Annotated in this window: 12 protein-coding genes; 7 read left to right on the top strand and 5 right to left on the bottom strand. The window is 62.2% G+C overall.

Features of this window, described 5'->3' with window-relative positions; translation table 11 throughout:
- The first annotated feature begins 100 nt into the window (after positions 1–100).
- From BPHYT_RS29135 to BPHYT_RS29115, 5 genes are all read left to right on the top strand, one after another.
- Complete coding sequence (locus tag BPHYT_RS29135) at positions 101–3,349, top strand: efflux RND transporter permease subunit (RefSeq protein ID WP_012427719.1); 3,249 nt, start codon at positions 101–103, stop codon at positions 3,347–3,349.
- A 35-nt stretch (positions 3,350–3,384) separates the two neighbouring features.
- Complete coding sequence (locus BPHYT_RS29130) at positions 3,385–4,608, top strand: efflux RND transporter periplasmic adaptor subunit (protein WP_012427718.1); 1,224 nt, start codon at positions 3,385–3,387, stop codon at positions 4,606–4,608.
- On the top strand, positions 4,605–6,101 hold the full coding sequence (locus tag BPHYT_RS29125; protein ID WP_012427717.1) for an efflux transporter outer membrane subunit: 1,497 nt from the start codon (positions 4,605–4,607) through the stop codon (positions 6,099–6,101). Before BPHYT_RS29130 ends, BPHYT_RS29125 begins: the two co-directional genes overlap by 4 nt.
- 99 nt (positions 6,102–6,200) lie before the next feature.
- Positions 6,201–6,887: a heavy metal response regulator transcription factor gene (locus tag BPHYT_RS29120; protein WP_007176723.1), complete on the top strand. Its 687-nt coding sequence runs from the start codon at positions 6,201–6,203 to the stop codon at positions 6,885–6,887.
- Positions 6,884–8,341 (top strand): heavy metal sensor histidine kinase, encoded by a 1,458-nt coding sequence (locus tag BPHYT_RS29115; protein ID WP_012427716.1) that lies wholly within the window; start codon positions 6,884–6,886, stop codon positions 8,339–8,341. The genes BPHYT_RS29120 and BPHYT_RS29115 overlap by 4 nt, the downstream gene beginning before the upstream one ends.
- A gap of 32 nt (positions 8,342–8,373) precedes the next feature.
- On the opposite strand, the gene dinB is transcribed toward BPHYT_RS29115, so the two are convergent.
- Entirely contained in the window at positions 8,374–9,519 is a 1,146-nt protein-coding gene (gene dinB / locus BPHYT_RS29110; protein WP_012427715.1) for a DNA polymerase IV, read from the bottom strand.
- Between the two features lie 245 nt (positions 9,520–9,764).
- On the opposite strand from dinB, the gene BPHYT_RS29105 reads away from it, so the two are divergent.
- Positions 9,765–10,892, top strand: a complete 1,128-nt coding sequence (locus BPHYT_RS29105; protein ID WP_012427714.1) for an aminotransferase class V-fold PLP-dependent enzyme — start codon at positions 9,765–9,767, stop codon at positions 10,890–10,892.
- Positions 10,893–10,907: 15 nt separating this feature from the next.
- On the opposite strand, the gene BPHYT_RS29100 is transcribed toward BPHYT_RS29105, so the two are convergent.
- The 3 genes from BPHYT_RS29100 to BPHYT_RS29090 all read right to left on the bottom strand — a co-directional run bounded on the left by BPHYT_RS29100 (position 10,908) and on the right by BPHYT_RS29090 (position 12,921).
- The gene (locus BPHYT_RS29100) at positions 10,908–11,324 is read right to left on the bottom strand and encodes a nuclear transport factor 2 family protein (RefSeq protein WP_012427713.1); all 417 of its coding nucleotides are present in this window, start codon (positions 11,322–11,324) and stop codon (positions 10,908–10,910) included.
- 191 nt (positions 11,325–11,515) lie between these two features.
- Positions 11,516–12,115, bottom strand: a complete 600-nt coding sequence (locus BPHYT_RS29095) for an NADPH-dependent F420 reductase (RefSeq protein ID WP_012427712.1) — start codon at positions 12,113–12,115, stop codon at positions 11,516–11,518.
- A 71-nt stretch (positions 12,116–12,186) separates the two neighbouring features.
- Positions 12,187–12,921 (bottom strand): SDR family NAD(P)-dependent oxidoreductase, encoded by a 735-nt coding sequence (locus BPHYT_RS29090; RefSeq protein ID WP_012427711.1) that lies wholly within the window; start codon positions 12,919–12,921, stop codon positions 12,187–12,189.
- Between the two features lie 106 nt (positions 12,922–13,027).
- Here BPHYT_RS29090 and BPHYT_RS29085 point away from each other — a divergent pair, with 106 nt between their 5' ends.
- Complete coding sequence (locus tag BPHYT_RS29085) at positions 13,028–13,975, top strand: LysR family transcriptional regulator (protein ID WP_012427710.1); 948 nt, start codon at positions 13,028–13,030, stop codon at positions 13,973–13,975.
- A gap of 105 nt (positions 13,976–14,080) precedes the next feature.
- Here BPHYT_RS29085 and BPHYT_RS29080 read toward each other — a convergent pair whose 3' ends face one another.
- Positions 14,081–15,001 carry an AEC family transporter gene (locus BPHYT_RS29080; RefSeq protein WP_012427709.1) on the bottom strand — a complete coding sequence of 307 codons (921 nt, stop codon included), beginning with the start codon at positions 14,999–15,001 and terminating at the stop codon, positions 14,081–14,083.
- Positions 15,002–15,040: the final 39 nt, after the last annotated feature.

Below are 15,040 nucleotides of genomic sequence, written 5' to 3'. Positions count from 1 at the left end.
ACAATTCCGCCATTTTGGCGCCATGCAGGTGTTGGTGCTAGCGATCTAGCATAAGCGCTGATTCACCCATCCCTTACCTGCATTCATTCGGGCGCGTTTCATGTGGATCGTCAACGTTGCGCTTAAACGGCCATACACGTTCATCGTGATGGCCATTCTGATCGTGCTGGCGACGCCATTCGTGCTGTTCACCACGCCGGTCGACGTGCTGCCGGAAATCAATATTCCGGTGGTCAGCATCATCTGGACCTACACGGGCTTGTCGGCCGAAGACATGGCCAACCGCATCACCTCGGTCAACGAGCGCAGTCTGACCACCACGGTCAACGACATCGAGCACATCGAATCGCAATCGCTCGCGGGCATCACGATCCTGAAGGTATTCCTGCAGCCGAATGCGAACATCCAGACCGCGATCGCGCAGACGGTGGCCGTCGAACAGGCGCAGCTCAAGCAGATGCCGCCGGGCGCCACGCCGCCGCTGGTGATCAGCTATTCGGCGTCCAGTATTCCGGTGATCCAACTCGGCCTGTCGAGCCCGAAGCTCTCCGAGCAGGCGCTCAACGATACGGCGCTGAACTTCCTGCGCCCGCAACTCGTGACGATTCCCGGCGCGGCCGTGCCGTATCCGTATGGCGGCAAGTCGCGGCTGATCTCAGTCGACCTGAACACGCGCGCGTTGCTGGCCAAAGGCCTCACGCCCTCCGATGTCGTCAGCGCGTTCAACGCGCAAAACCTGATCTTGCCGACCGGCACGGCAAAGATCGGCGCGAAGGAATACACGATCGACATGAACGGCTCGCCCACCACGCTGGAAGGGCTCAACGATATTCCGGTGCGCACGCTCAACGGCGCGACCACGTATCTGCGTGAAGTCGCGCACGTGCGCGACGGCTTCTCGCCGCAGACCAATATCGTGCGGCAGGACGGCCATCGCGGCGTGCTGATGTCGGTGCTCAAGAACGGCAGCGCGTCGACGCTCTCCATCGTCAATACGCTGAAGGGGCTGATGCCGAACGCGCAGGCCGCACTGCCGCCAGATCTGAAAATCACCGCGTTGTTCGATCAGTCGGTGTTCGTGAAAGCGGCAGTGCAGGGCGTGGTGCGAGAGGCGCTGGTGGCCGCCGCGCTGACCGCCGCGATGATCTTGCTGTTCCTCGGCAACTGGCGCAGCACCTGCATCATCGCGATTTCGATTCCGCTGTCGATCCTGTCCTCGCTGATCGCGCTGCACGCGCTCGGACAGACCATCAACATCATGACGCTCGGTGGTCTCGCGCTGGCGGTCGGGATTCTGGTGGACGACGCAACGGTGACGATCGAGAACATCGAACGGCATCTGCATATGGGCACGAATCTGCACGATGCGATTCTCGACGGCGCGGGTGAAATCGCGATTCCCGCGCTGGTGTCGACGCTCTGTATCTGTATCGTGTTCGTGCCGATGTTTTTCCTGACCGGCGTGGCGCGTTACCTGTTCGTGCCGCTCGCCGAAGCCGTGGTGTTCGCGATGCTGGCTTCGTACATCCTGTCGCGTACGTTGGTGCCCACCCTCGCGATGCTGCTGATGGGTCACGCGCACAAGCCGAAGCCGGGCGCGAAGCCGAATCTGTTCATGCGCCTCTATCATCGCTTCGATCGTGGTTTCGAGCGCATGCGTGCCGGCTACATCATGATTCTGAGCAGCTTGCTGGTGCGTCGCGGCAGATTCGGCAGCGTGTTCCTCGGCTTTTGCGTCGTTTCGATGGGCCTGATTTTCGTGCTCGGCGAAGACTTCTTCCCGAGCGTGGACGCCGGCGACATCCGCCTGCATATGCGTGCGCCGACCGGTACCCGCATCGAGGAAACCGCGCGTCTTGCGGACCAGGTCGAAAACGTGATTCGCGAGGTCGTGCCGCACAAAGAACTCGGCACGATTCTCGACAACCTCGGTTTGCCGTATAGCGGCATCAATCTTTCGTACAGCAACGCGGGCACGATCGGCACGCTCGACGGCGAGATCCAGGTGGCGCTCAACGAAGACCACAAGCCGACGCAAATCTACATGGACAAACTGCGCGCGCTTCTGCCACAGCGCTTTCCGGGCGTCGAGTTTTTCTTTCAGCCGGCCGACATCGTCACGCAGATTCTCAACTTTGGCCTGCCTGCCGCCGTGGACGTGCAGATTTCCGGCGCGAATCAGGAAGGCAACTTCGACGTTGCGCGCAAGCTGCTGAAACAGGTGCGCATGATTCCCGGCACGGTGGACACGCACATCCAGCAGAAACTGGACGAGCCGGCGATCAATCTTCAAATGGACCGCACGCGGCTTCAGCAACTCAATCTGAGCGCGAGCAACGTGGCGCAAAACGTGCTCATTTCGTTGTCGGGCAGTTCGCAAACCTCGCCGGGTTTCTGGTTCAACAACCGCAACGGCGTGGAATACAGCGTGGCGGTGCAAACGCCGCAGTATCAGGTGTCGTCGATCGATGAACTGTTGCGCACGCCGGTCTCCGGCGCGGCCAACGGCCCGACGCAATTGCTCGGCAACCTGGTGCGGGTTTCACCGAAGAGCCAGTTCGCGGAAGTAACGCACTACAACATCAGGCCGGTGATCGATCTGTATGTGAGCGTCGAGAAGCGCGATCTGGGCAGTGTGGCGAATCAGGTCGACAAGCTGGTGGACAACGTGCGTGCGTCGTTGCCGCGCGGCAGCCAGATTACCGTGCGCGGCCAGGTGCAGACCATGCGCAGTTCGTTCTTCGGTCTGGGGCTCGGCGTGGCGATGGCGATCGTGCTGGTGTACCTGTTGATCGTGGTGAATTTTCAGTCGTGGGTCGATCCGCTGATCATCGTCAGCGCGTTGCCCGCGGCGCTGGCGGGGATTGTGTGGATGCTGTTCCTGACCGGCACGCACCTGAGCGTGCCCGCCTTGACCGGCGCGATCATGACGATGGGCGTGGCCACCGCCAACAGTATTCTGATGGTGTCGTTCGCACGTCAGCGTCTGTCCGCCGGCGCGCCGCCGCTGACCGCTGCGCTCGAAGCCGGTGCGAGCCGGATCAGGCCGGTGCTGATGACGGCCTTCGCGATGATCATCGGCATGATTCCGATGGCGCTTGGTCTCGGCGAAGGCGCCGAGCAAAATGCGCCGCTCGGCCGCGCGGTGATAGGCGGCCTGCTGTTCGCCACCGTGTCCACATTGTTTTTCGTGCCGCTGGTGTTCGCGGCGATTCACTCCCGCCTCGCGCGCCGCCACCGCGGCGATGGTGACGATGGTGACGATGGTGACGATGGCGGCGCGAATCACACGGATTCTCGCGGTGACGGCCCCGCGCCCGAGCACGGCGGCGCGGGCAAGCCCGCGTAAAGATTAATGACGGCTGACCGAGATGGCTCACTGAGATGACCGAAAAAACCCATGCATCGCTAGCGATTCCCGCGCGAGAGACGGAAGGCGGCCACGCCTTGCCGCCGCGCCATCAGGAATGGAAACGCGCCAAAATCGCCATGTGGATCGTGCTGGCGCTGTTAGCCGTCGGGGCCTTGCGCACCGTGATCGCCAACATCATGCAGAACCGTTCGGTGGCGCAGACCACGAAGCAGAACGCCACGCAGTATGTGAACGTGGTGAGTCCGACTCAAACCGAAGGCGGCGGCAACACCTTGCTGCCGGGTACGCTGCGCGGCTTCGTCGAATCGCCGATCTACGCGCGCTCCACCGGTTATCTGCTGCACTGGTACGCCGATATCGGCACGCGCGTGAAGCAGGGCCAGCTGCTCGCCGATCTCGACACGCCGGAGATCGACCAGGAACTCGCGCAGGCTTTGGCGCAGCGCCAGCAAACCAGTTCGAGCCTCGGCCTCGCGAAAAGCTCGCTGGACCGTTGGCAGCAACTGCGTCAGCGCGATGCGGTTTCGCAGCAGGAACTCGACGAACGGCAAAGCACCTACTCGCAGGACGTGGCCAACCTCGCCGCCGCCGATGCCAACGTCAAGCGCCTGCAGCAGCTCGAATCGTTCAAGCGCATCGTCGCGCCGTTCGCGGGCGTGGTCACGCAACGCAACGTGGATGTCGGCGACCTGATCGATGCGGGCAGCGGCACCAGCCGCGCGCTGTTCGCCCTCGCGCAGTCGGACCCGTTGCGCGTCTATGTGCAATTGCCGCAGGCGTACGCGCAAAACGTGTCGGTGGGACAGAAGGTGGTGGTGACGCAGGCCGAACTGCCGGGCCAGCAATTCCACGGCACGATCACGCACATTTCCGGCGCGATCGACGTGCCGACCCGTTCGCTTCAGGTCGAAGTGACACTGCCGAATCCTGACGACAAACTGCGACCAGGGGCGTACGTCCAGGTCGCGGTGCCGGCCGCGGCACACGCGCAATTGACGGTGCCGGGCAACGCACTGCTGTTTCGCGCCGAAGGCCCGCGCGTCGCGGTGGTCGATGCGCGGGGCAACGTGCAGTTGCACAAGATCGTGATCGCGCAGGACCTCGGCCAGTCGCTTGAAATCGAAAGCGGCATCGAGCCGAACGACAAGATCATCATCAACCCGAGCGATTCGATCGCAGACGGCGATCACGTGCAGATCCAGCAGCCGCAGGCCAACGGCAAGGGGGCGCCGTGAAGCGCGTGGCCGCATGCCGTGCGTTGACGACGCTCGCAAGCGCGGCGCTGCTCGCCGCGTGCACGGTCGGGCCGAATTACGAAAGGCCGCAGGCCGAGGTGCCGCCCACCTGGCAAACCGATTCGTACTGGCGCGTGGCCGTGCCGTCGCATGCGCCGATTTCGCCGGACTGGTGGAACGCTTTCAGCGATCCGACGCTCGCCACGCTGGAAACGCAGGCGCTCGCGCAGAATCAGACGCTGGTAGCGGCCAGCGCGCACTACGAGCAGGCGCGGGCGACGCTCGCAAACGACCGCGCGCAGCAGATTCCCGAAGTCGATCTCGCGGCGCAGGGATCGCGCTTCCGGATTTCGCAGAACCGTCCGCGGACGAACTACGGCACGCCTACGACGTCGACGGTGCAAAACAATGTGCAACTCGGCCCCACCATCAGCTACGACACCGATCTATTCGGCCGGATACGTCGCGAGGTGGAGGGCGCGGCGGCTTCCGCGCAGCAATCGGCGGACGATCTTGCCAACGCGCGGCTTGTGCTCACCACCGATCTCGCCAGCGACTATTTCTCGCTGCGTGAACTCGACGCCGAGATCGACGTGCTGAATCAGTCGGTCAAACTGCAGCAGAAAGCGCTCGACTACGTCACCACGGAACACGATCTCGGCTCGGTGTCCGGCCTCGATGTGCTGCAGCAGAAGTCGCTGCTCGACTCGACGCGCGTGCAGGCGCAACTGCTGCTGAATCAGCGCGCGCAGTTCGAACATGCGATCGCCGCTTTGGTCGGTGTGCCCGCGCCGCAGTTTTCGATCGAGCCCAAGGTGCTTGCGGTGCAGGTTCCGGCGATTGCGCTCGGCGTGCCCAGCGACGTGTTGCAACGGCGGCCGGATGTCGCTTCGGCGGAGCGCGCGATGGCCGCGGCGAATGCGCAGATCGGCGTCGCCAAGGCGGCGTTTTTTCCAAGTCTCACGCTGGCGCCGAGCATCGGCTGGGAAAGCACGCAGTTCGCCAGTCTGCTGAGCGCGCCGACGCTGATGTGGACGCTCGGCGCGGCAGTCGGTCAGGTGTTGTTCGACGGCGGCCGCCGCGCGGCCAACGTGAAGTTTGCAAGCGAAGGCTACAAGGCCACCGAGGCGAACTATCGCCAGACCGTGCTCACCGCGTTTCAGCAGGTGCAGGACGGGATCACCGGACTCTCCGTGCTGGACGGCGCGGCGAAGCAGTCGAGCGAGGCCGTCACGGATGCGCGGCATCTGCTGGCGCTCGCCAACGACCGCTACTCGGGCGGCCTCGTCGCTTACCTCGACGTGATCACCGCGCAGCAGTCGCTGCTCACCAGCGAGCGCCAGGACGTGCAGATTCACGGCCAGCAGATGACGCTGTCGGTCTCGCTCGTGAAGGCGCTCGGCGGCGGCTGGGACGTCGGTGCGGACATGTCGAACACGCCTGCGGGCGCGCAGCCCAACGATACGAAGGAGGCGATGGCTCCCGCGCGGTGAGCTGGCAGATCATGAAGCAGCAGGGGGCAGCAGGAGCACGCGGCGGTGCGCAAGACGATTGCAAGGCCTTTCGTATAATGCACACACAAGGGGACGCGCATGAAATTGCTGATTGTTGAAGACGAGCACAAGGTGGTGGACTACCTGCGCTCCGGTTTGACAGAGCAGGGGTGGGTCGTCGACGTCGCGCTCGACGGCGAGGAGGGCATGCATCTGGCCACCGAATTCGATTACGACGTGATCGTCCTCGACGTGATGCTACCCAAGCGCGACGGCTTCAGCGTGCTCAAGGCGCTGCGCATGCGTAAGTCCACGCCGGTCATCATGCTCACCGCGCGCGACCACGTGAACGATCGCGTCCGCGGCCTGCGCGAAGGCGCGGACGACTACCTAACCAAACCCTTTTCGTTTCTCGAACTGGTCGAGCGCTTGCATGCGTTGGCGCGCCGCACGCGCTCGCAGGAGTCGACGCTGATTTCCGTCGGCGATCTGTTCGTCGATCTGATCGGGCGGCGCGCGACCCGCGACGGCGTGCGCCTCGATCTCACCGCCAAAGAATTCCAGCTGCTCAGCGTGTTGGCGCGCCGGCAAGGCGACATTCTGTCGAAGACCGCGATCACCGAACTCGTCTGGGACGTCAACTTCGACAGCCATACCAACGTGGTCGAGACCGCGATCAAACGACTGCGCGCCAAGCTCGACGGCCCGTTCCCCTCGAAACTGCTGCATACCGTGCGCGGCATGGGGTATGTGCTCGAAGTGCGCGAAGAGGCGGAGCAGTCATGAATCGCTCGATTGCCCGGCGCCTCGCATTGATGTTCGCGCTCGTCGCGCTGTTCGTGTTCACGCTGGTCGGCACGGGGCTCTTTCTGGTGCTGCGCACGCAGCTCGAACACCATCTGCGCGAGTCGCTGGACGATCGCACGCAGATCGCCCGCATCATCGTGTATCACGCCGTGACGCCGGAGAAGTGGCGCATGGCGCGCGAAAAGCTCACCGACATGACACCGCACGACGGCAGCACGGTGTATGCGGTGTCGAGCGCCGATCCGTATTTCCATTACGGCACACCGGTCGGCGGCTCGGTGGTCACGAACTGGGCGGGCGGTTATTCGCGCGTGATGCCGTCCGGCGGCGGCCAGGACATGCTGACCTCCACGGCGACGCTCCCGGCTTACGGCGCGCGTCCGGCGGTGCAATTGCAAGTGGCCGTGAGCTATTCGCCCAATGTGCGCACCATGCGCGTGTTCGGCCTGGCGCTGGCCGCGTTGTCGGCGCTCGGCAGTCTTGCGGTGCTGTTGCTCAGCTATTCGGTCACGCGGCTCGGCCTCGCGCCGCTCACGCGCCTCACGCGCGACGCTTCCGCCGTGAGTCCGAATAACCGCTCGCAGCGTCTGAATACGGCCTCGCTGCCGCTCGAGCTGAACGATCTGGCCAACTCCTTCAATGGTGCATTGGAGCGCCTCGACGGCGCGTATGGCCGCCTCGAATCGTTCAATGCGGACGTCGCCCACGAACTGCGCACGCCGGTGACTATTCTCATCGGCCAGACAGAGGTGGCGTTGACACGCAATCGCTCGGTCGACGATCTGCGCCATACGTTGCAATCGAATCTCGAAGAATACGAGCGCATGCGGGCGATCATCAACGACATGCTGTTCCTCGCGCGCGCCGATCAGGGCGAACGCGCGACGGGCCTCGTCGACGTTTCGCTGGCAGCGGAAGTCGCGCATACGCTGGAGTTTCTAGAGATACCGCTCGAAGAAGCGCGGGTGCGTGCGCAATTGCGCGGCGACGCCATGGCGCGCGTGAACCGTTCGCTGTTCGGCCGCGCCTGCACGAATCTGCTGATGAACGCTATCCAGCATTGCGAGCCCGACGCCGAGATCAGCGTGACGATCGTGAGCGACGAGGATCAGGTACGCGTCGCGGTGGCCAATCCGGGTGAGCCGATCTCGCCGGATGTGCTCGAACATCTGTTCGACCGGTTCTATCGCGCGGAAGTCTCGCGCACGAATAGCCGCGAAAACCACGGCCTGGGTCTTGCGATCGTGAAGGCGATCGCGGAGATGCATCGCGGCAGCGTGTCGGCGCAAAGCGCGCACGGCATCAACACCTTTGTGTTTTCGGTCGCGGCGCTTTCGCCGATGGAAGCCGGCGTGCCGGCGGCGCGCTCGAACCCGAGTGCGGCTGCTGACGGAAGCGGTTATTCGTCGCTGGCGAAGAGCAAGTCGGCCTGAACCGGCAGACGCCGCAGCAGCCGGCACGTGCACTAAAAGTCCAGCGTGAACTGAGCCGGCGCGTCGCTCTCAGTCGCTCCCGGACGTTGAAGGCCACCCGCCTTGACGCCCAGCAGCCTGATGGATTTAACCAGGTCGACCCGTTTCAGACATTGGGTGGCCGCATGACGCAACGCCTTGGCGTCCGCAACGGGCTCCGGGAGCGTGACGTCACGCGTTACCGTCTGAAAGTCGTTGAAGCGGAGCTTGATCCCGATCCTGCGCGCGAGATAGCCTTTACGCTGCAAATCCAGCGCCACCTGTTCGCACAAACGGGTGAAGGCGGTACCGAGTTCCTGCCTGTGTCGCACGGCGTGCAGGTCTTGCTCGAAGGTGGTCTCCCGGCTCATCGAAACGGGCTCGCTGTGAGTCACCACGGGCCTGTCATCGAGCCCATGGGAAACTCTGTGAAGCCATGCCCCGTAGCTGCGTCCGAACTGTTCAATCAGCCACTGCTCGCTGCATGCGGCAATTTCACCGATGGTCGTTATGCCAAGGGACGTCAGTTTGGCGTTGGCCTTCGGCCCAATACCGTTGATTTTTTTGGCCGCCATCGGCCAGATCCTGGCTTGTAAATCTTCAAGCCGCAAAATCGTGATTCCGTCTGGCTTTTGTATGTCCGAACACAGTTTTGCCAGCAGCTTATTGGGTGCGATGCCAACCGAACAGGTGAGATTGGTGGCCTCGAAGACGGCCGATTTCAGCTTCCGTGCGATTTGCTCCGATTCGTCATTCAGGAGCGACAGGTCGGCGTAGACCTCGTCGATTCCCACGTCCTCGATTGTCGGACTGACGGAGCGGATTGCGTCTTTGAACAGGCGCGAGTACGTTCGATAGAGATCGAAGTTCACCGGAAGCAGAATGGCATCCGGCGCCAGCCGGGCCGCCTGCATCGTGGGCATGCCGGAATGAACGCCAAAGGCCCGTGCTTCGTAGGTTGCGGTCGTCAGGACGCCTCTGCCCGCATAGTCGCGTAACCGCGCGAATTCACGCGTACCGTCCGCGTTGACTCGGGGCGCGTCCGAACGCCGGCCGGCAACCACCATAGCTTGGCCCCGCAGTTCTGGATACTGCGAAAGTTCACAGGACGCAAAGAATGCGTCCATGTCGATGTGGGCTATGCGCCTGTCATCTGGCATGCCTTGATACTCAAAAATAGCGCTTATCGAAGCCCGGAGTGATGAACGTCGATATAGCGAGAAGTCGCGTTCTACCGCGCAAATAGCTAGACTGTACATTCATACAGTGTTTTTGTCAGGTCGTGGACCCTCGGAAACGGGTTTGCGCTGCGATCCGAATGCAAAATGCTTTTTACCTCGGCCACAGGTTGCTTTCGTTAGAATCTGTTTTCGATCCTTATACTCGTCTAAAACCGGAGACAAACGTGCCAGGCTTACTTCCCGATGTCGACCGCGAGGGACTCCTCGAATATTCAGTCGTTTACACCGACCGATCCATCAATCATATGTCGCAGCTCTTCCAGGGCGTCATGCGCGATATTTCAGGTTCTCTGAAGAAGGTCTACAACGCGAAGTCGGCCGTGGTCGTCCCGGGCAGCGGGACTTTCGGCATGGAAGCCGTGGCCCGGCAGTTCGCGACGAACAGGAAGTGTCTGGTCATCCGCAATGGCTGGTTCAGCTTTCGCTGGTCGCAGATTTTCGACATGGGCGGCATTCCGTCTGAATCGATCGTGCTGAAGGCGCGCCCGGTCGAACAAGGGAGACAGGCTGCGTATGCGCCGCCGCCGATCGAAGAGGTGGTGGCCGCGATCAGGGAAAACAAGCCGGATCTGGTGTTTGCGCCGCATGTCGAAACCGCATCCGGGATCATGCTGCCGGACGCTTATCTACGCGCGGTGGCCGACGCGGTGCATGCCGTCGGCGGCATGTTCGTACTGGATTGCATTGCCTCCGGCACGGTCTGGGTCGACATGCAGGCGAGCGGCGTCGACGTGCTGATCAGCGCGCCGCAAAAGGGATGGAGCGCGTCACCGTGCTGCGGGCTGGTCATGCTGAGCCCGCTTGCCCGCGAACGAATCGACGCGACCACGAGCACCAGCTTCGCCTGCGATCTTCGCAAATGGCTGCAGATCATGGAAGCGTACGAGAACGGCGGGTTCGCGTACCACGCAACGATGCCCACGGACGGTCTCGCTACATTGCGTGACGTCATGAAGGAGACCGAGGCATACGGTTTCGATAAAGTGAGAGCGGAGCAACTTGAACTCGGCAAGCGCGTTCGCTCACTTCTTGCGGACAAGGGTTTCAGAAGCGTGGCGGCTCAAGGTTTCGAGGCTCCGGGCGTCGTCGTCAGCTACACGGACGATGACGGGATTCGATCCGGCAAGAAGTTCGCCGATGCCGGGTTGCAGGTCGCGGCTGGCGTTCCGCTTCAATGCGACGAGCCTGAGGATTTCAAGACCTTCCGGATTGGCTTATTTGGCCTCGACAAACTGCATGACGTTGAGGGCGCGGTGGCGAGGCTCGCGAAGGCGGTGGGCAGTATTGTTTAGTCCATCTGGATAGTTTCAGGGGTAGGGGCTCGCGTCCCTCCCCGAGGCTCGAGCCAGTGCTTGCGTGTCGATATATTCGCGGATATTCGTCAGTTTGCCATTTCGAACGGTAATGGCGAATACCCAGTCGTCCTTGAACGTCCTGTTCGTGGCTTTGATTTTCCCATTAGCGACGCCGACGACCAGAACCCGATCTCCCTGCGCCACGAATTCGGGGGGCTCTGGGTATGTCATTTCCACCTCGTCGGAGGCTTTCTGCAGCACTTTCGCCAATCCCGCGTGCCCGCGGTGCGTGCCGGCCAGCGGCCAGTCTTCGCCCGGAATGATCCACTCAATATCTTCGGCAACCAGCGCCAGCACGCCTTGCTTGTCGCCGCTGCCTATCGCTGCAAAGAAATCCTTTACGATCTGAATATTCTCTTCGATGCTCATTGAAGCTCTCCATTTTCCTTTTATCGGATCGTGTCCGTTCTGGTCGGCTACCTTGTGGACTTGCCGGCGAGGACGTGGCGCCAGATGAGCGGAGCGCGACTTGCCGCCGGCGCCGCGCTCGCTTCAATCAAACTGTGGTTGGCTCTTCGTTTACGAAGCAGAATCGCGTCGAAACTTGCGACCACGACTCATCAGTCGAACTTGACCAGGTCCTTAAAGATCAGTTGACCCCAGCTATTTCCCCGCGCCTGCACAAGCAGTCCGCCTTCCGAAAGGCCGCCGAGTTTGGTCGGCGCGAAACCGAGATTTTCCGCAAGCGCACCAATTTCTTCTGCGGCGCCCTCATCGTCACTCGCGAGGAACACGACTCTCCTGCCACCATGTACGGCCGGATCCTGTCCGAGGACGGCGGCGCCCAAATGATTGAAGCCCTTGACCAGCCGGCCACCACTGAACGCCTGCGCGACGACCCTTGAAGAAGGTTGTCCCCCCAGTTCCTCAGGGGGCACGCCGTAGGCATTGGTCACGTCGACGATAGTCTTCCCTTGCCAGGTGGGCAGCGCCTTCGCGACATCCTGATGCGACTTGAAACCGACAGCCAGAAAGACGATGTCCGCCTTGACCGCTTCCGCCAGGTTTTTGGGAATGATCTCAGGTCCGATCGCGGCCGCAGCGGAGGCGAAGCTTTCGGGGTCGCGAGTGGTCGCAACGGACACTTCGATGCCTTTTCGGGCAAACGCCCTGGCAAGCGCCTGGCCGATCTTGCCGAAGCCAATAATTGCGTAGCTCATACATTTTCCTTTGCTGTGCGACGCCCGACGGGCTCCGACTATCGAATGGAGTGACCGGCGGGCGTAGCGTGTCAGAGTTGCGCCAGGCCGCCGTCGACGGCAACCTCGCTGGCGGTCATGAAGCTGCTGTCCGGCGACGCGAGAAAGGCGGCCGCTGCTGCGATCTCTGCCGGATCGGCCATGCGCTGGAGCGGAGTCATCGAGGCGAAGACCTTCTGGCCTTCTTCGCCTAGCGCTTCCTTAGCGAGTTCGGTCGCCGTCGCCCCGGGTGACAGCACGTTGACCCGGATGCCGGTGCCCTTCAATTCCTCCGCCCAGGTCCGTGCGAGGTTGCGCACTGCCGCCTTGCTCGCGCTGTAGGCGCTCATTGCCGGGGCGCCCGTGGTGCCGGCGCTCGATCCGGTCAGGATGATCGAACCACCCTTGCCCATCAGCGGCAGCGCCTGCTGTACGGTGAAGATCGCCCCCTTTACGTTGGTGTCGAAAGTTTCGTCGATGTGCTCGGCGGTGATCTTGCCCAGCGCAAGCAGGCCTCCCGTCCCGGCGTTGGCGAAAACGATGTCGAGGGTTCCGCGCTCGGCCTTCACCGCCGAGTAAAGTCGGTCGAGGTCGGCGGGATCGGAGACCGAGCCCTTCACCGCGCGGGCATTGGGCCCGAGCTCGGCTACTGCGGCGTCGAGTGCTTCCTGCCGCCGGCCGAAGATGAAGACGAAGGCGCCTTCCTCGATAAAACGCTTTGCTGCTGCCCGGCCGATGCCGGTAGCGCCACCGGTGATCACGGCGGTCTTTCCATTCAGTCTGTTCATGTCATGCGTCCTTCGAAACAAAAGCGAGAAATACGATTCTGGACCTCTTGATCCATGAAGCCAATTGACTGAATATCTATAGTTACCATCTACTTTTTAGATACCTATGCTCGATAACGTCACCATCAATCAACTTCGGGCCTTCGTTGCTGTGTGTGACGAGGGAAGCTTTTCCGGGGCGGCACGGGAGCTAAGGCGTGCACAGTCGGCGATCAGTCACGCGATCAACGCGCTCGAGAGCGCCTTCGATGTGTTGCTGTTCGAACGCAACGCCCGCAAAGCCACGCTTACCGCAGCGGGCCGCAGTCTCCTGCCTGATGCTCGCGGGGTGATCTCGCGCACCGAGGAAATGAAGATGCGCGCGGTTACGATTGCCGAAGCCGGGGTGCCACAGGTCTCGATTGCAGTGGATACCTATTTTCCGCGCGCGCACCTGATTGAATGTCTGCGCAGGCTGCAAGCGGACTCTCCGACCGTTGCGATCAATCTGCGCATGACGACCATGCAAGGCGGCGAGCGCCTGGTTCTCGAAGGAACGTGCGCATTGGCGGTGACGATCACCGACGTGCCGGAGCTGAGCCCAGCTACCATAGAAAGGCAGCATTTATGTGAAGCGCAAATGGTGACCGTCTGTGCGCCATCGCATCCGCTGGCTGCAATCGCGGGGCCGATCCCGCGGGAGGAATTTGGCCGGCACATCCAGCTCGTCGTAACCGACAATCAGCCCGATGCGGAAAAGACCCAACTTGGGGTCGCCGGTGAACGGCAGTGGCTGGTGAACGACCTCGGCGCGAAGCACGATTTGCTCAAGGGCGGCTTATGCTGGGGGCACATGCCGCACCATGTGGTTGCGCAAGATCTCGCGAATGGAACCCTTGTCGAACTCCAACGGCGCGCATGGCACATGCCGGCCCTCACGTTCATGATCTCGCAGCGGCGCGGCTACGCGTTTTCCGAATGCGAGACGCGGCTGGTTGCGCTTCTTGGCAATCGTCAACGTTTTTCGAAGGGGGCCGGCAAGCGCTCGGTCTCACGCGCAGGCAAAACTGCGTGAAGGGCTGCTACGCGTGCCGCCTTCGTGATCTGCGACGCGTTCGATGACGTAGTGCAGCTATGCAAAACATTGACGCAGGTTCTTCTCGCCGTTAGCGAGTCCCCGCTACACAACGTAAAGCCAGGCAAGCAATGTGAAGACTGAAAAGAGCGTGGTCATCGAGATCACGGCACCCACCACGTTCTTTTCCACGTCGTATTCGACCGCCAGCACGTACGCACTCTTGGCCGTGGGCACGGCAGCACACACGACGGCGGCAACGGTTGCAGTCCGGTCGAGGCCGGCCGCGAGGCAAAGCCCATAGACCACGAGCGGCATGATGGCCAGCTTGAGCGATGTGAGCAACGCATAGAGGCCAAGCCGCTCGCGCAGTTCGGCGATTGTCAGATCGAGTCCAATGGCGAACAGCGCGCATGGCGTCAACGCTTCGCCGAGAATGGTGAGAAACGACACGAGCGGTCCGTACAGCTCCAAACCGAGGATCGACCAAAGCAGCCCGAAAATCGTCGCGACGATGACGGGATTGGTGGCGATCTGCCGCAGCAGCGTAGCCGTCCGTATGTTGCGCGATGTATCGTAGCGCCCGATTTCGAGCAGCAGAACCAGTATCGGAAACATGACGGCGCCGACAAATACGGTCGCAATCGCCGCCGCGAGCACGCCCGCCTGGCCAAAAAGCGTCTTCAATATAGGCAGCGCGACGAACCCGGTGTTCGTCATCGACACCGCGGCCGCCAGTATTCCGCTCTTCCCGATGCCTGCGCCCCACGCGATTCGCGCGAACAGCATGACCGCCACGAAGCAGATCATGGCGCCGCCGCCGAACGCGGCAAGGAAACGCCAGTCAAGGAGCGAGTGAAGCGACTCGTCGGCGATCGTCAGGAAGACCAGGGAAGGCATTGCCACGTAGTAGGCAAAGCGCATCAGCGGTGCGGCCAGCGCGCGCGGCATGTAGCCGGAAGCGCCGGCAACCCACCCCGTCAGAATGATGGCGAAAATCGGAAGTATGGTGCCGGCGAGATGCATCGTGACCTCCCGTAGCGATGGGACTCGGGCGCTTGACGC

The sequence above is a fragment of the Paraburkholderia phytofirmans PsJN genome (genome assembly GCF_000020125.1).
GTDB classification, from domain to species: Bacteria; Pseudomonadota; Gammaproteobacteria; order Burkholderiales; family Burkholderiaceae; genus Paraburkholderia; species Paraburkholderia phytofirmans.
This window is presented reverse-complemented; position numbering and strand designations above follow the sequence as displayed.